The following is a 1,818-nucleotide window of genomic DNA, read 5'->3' as shown; positions in this document are numbered from 1 at the left end:
GGCATATTCATGCCAAAACACCTCGCGGAATAGTGGTGTGTGAACAGTAACCTCCATACGATAGATACTTTGATTATATCATACTTCCCAACTTCCGTCACCTGTCCGTTACAAAAATGTTAAATTCGCGTTAACTTTACAAAAAGAAGAGTTTTGAAATACTGTTTTTGTATCTCAAAACTCTTCCTTTGTGTTTATGGTTCTTTATTGTCGTCCATCGTTCTGGTAGTAGCTTCCAGTTCCTGGATCAGGTCTTCCAGCGAAAGCTCCTCTTCCCCTTTGATCAGTTCATCAGGGATATCATCCAGATTATCTTCTTCAATCTCCAGCTCCATGCCGGCCACATTGCTGAAGCCTTCATGACTGTCGGAAGAAGTATGATCCGGTGTATCCTCGTCCATATTTACTTTCTCCACATGTCCGTCCTGCTCACTCTCTGAATCAAGCGTTGCCGCAAGCTCTGCGATGGCTTTCTTTCTTCTGAGAAGTTCATATTCATCATATTCGCTGTCATACTCTTCTTCCAGGCCTTCATCTCTGACTGTCTTATCCTTCTTGATCAGAATAAATGCGATCAGATTCAAAACACCCGTATAGAGCAGATCCACAGGCAGACTTCCCAGTACAAGTACAAATACCAGTGATACTCCCAGAAGCACCCATACATTGTTCATTGCAGGAAGCATCAGGATGTATAAACCATTCATAATGATCATGATCGGATAATGGAAGAAATAAATTCCCATTGTATGTCGTCCCACATAGGTGAGTGGCAGTTTGATGTCCGGCACTAACGCAAGCATCGTATAGACAACTACGAAAGATACCAGATACATCAGCAGTCTGAGGATCACTCCCTGAGGATCCGTCAGGCCACAGAGCTGATATCCATGATTACCTCGGAAAATAGCAATTCCCATTTCATTTGGGATCATATAATTCGGTATCGCCCACAAAAGGACTCCGGAGATTGCCACCAGGATCCATTTTCCCTTAAATTTACGGATCGCTGTGATATATTCACTCTTCCAGAGATACCCCGCAACAAAGAATGGGAAAAATACCACGATTCTTGATGATGACAGGAATGTGGTAAATTCCGGTCTGGTTCCTGCCCATAATGCGAACAGGATACTGAGCGGAACAATAAATCTGATCTTACCCAGGGCCTCAATGGTAAGGCGGTAAATAAACAGTGCCAGTATATACCACATGACACTTCCGGTAGGACGCAGTATCTCATAATCTACAGATCTGCCCAGCCATATCTGTGAATACCAGGTTAAGGTATATCCCAGAACATAAGGGATCAGCAGGTTCTTAAAATTCTTCAGCACATTCTGAGGTTTCTTTGACAGATATCCTGAAATAAAAACAAATGCAGGCATGTGAAAAATCGTGATCGCATACCACACATATCTCACTACAGTATCTACCTTTACAAGGTTAAATGCAATAATATGGTTAAATACTACCAGAAAGATAAGCAAAACTTTAATGTTATCGATCAGGCAGGAGTACGGCACCGCCGCTCTCTCTTTTTTTATTTTCATGTTTAAGTACTATCCTCTAATCATATTTCTGACTTCTGCTGTGTGAACATACAACCCCATTCTGCCAGATTCTTCAGATGACCGGCAGACAAAAAAACGCACAGCAATGTAACGGGCAATTAACCGCAAAGTCATATTTACTGCAACAAGCATAACATATTTTTACGATTTATGGAATAGAAACTTAACATTTCGGTCAATGGAAATATTTTGTTACTGTTCACACACCACTATCCCGCGAGGTGTTTTGGCATGAATATGCCAA

At 41.6% G+C, this 1,818-nt stretch carries 1 protein-coding gene; it reads right to left on the bottom strand.

The features are described from left to right. Nucleotides 1–194 precede the first annotated feature (194 nt). Entirely contained in the window at nt 195–1,553 is a 1,359-nt protein-coding gene (locus LJE11_RS18960; RefSeq protein ID WP_008708305.1) for an acyltransferase family protein, read from the bottom strand. Nucleotides 1,554–1,818: the final 265 nt, after the last annotated feature.

Origin of the sequence: Blautia sp. DFI.1.216, from assembly GCF_020594215.1 — a bacterium.
Lineage (GTDB): Bacteria > Bacillota > Clostridia > Lachnospirales > Lachnospiraceae > Blautia_A > Blautia_A wexlerae.
Note: the sequence above shows the minus strand (reverse complement) of the source record. Positions and strands in the feature narration are given on the sequence as shown.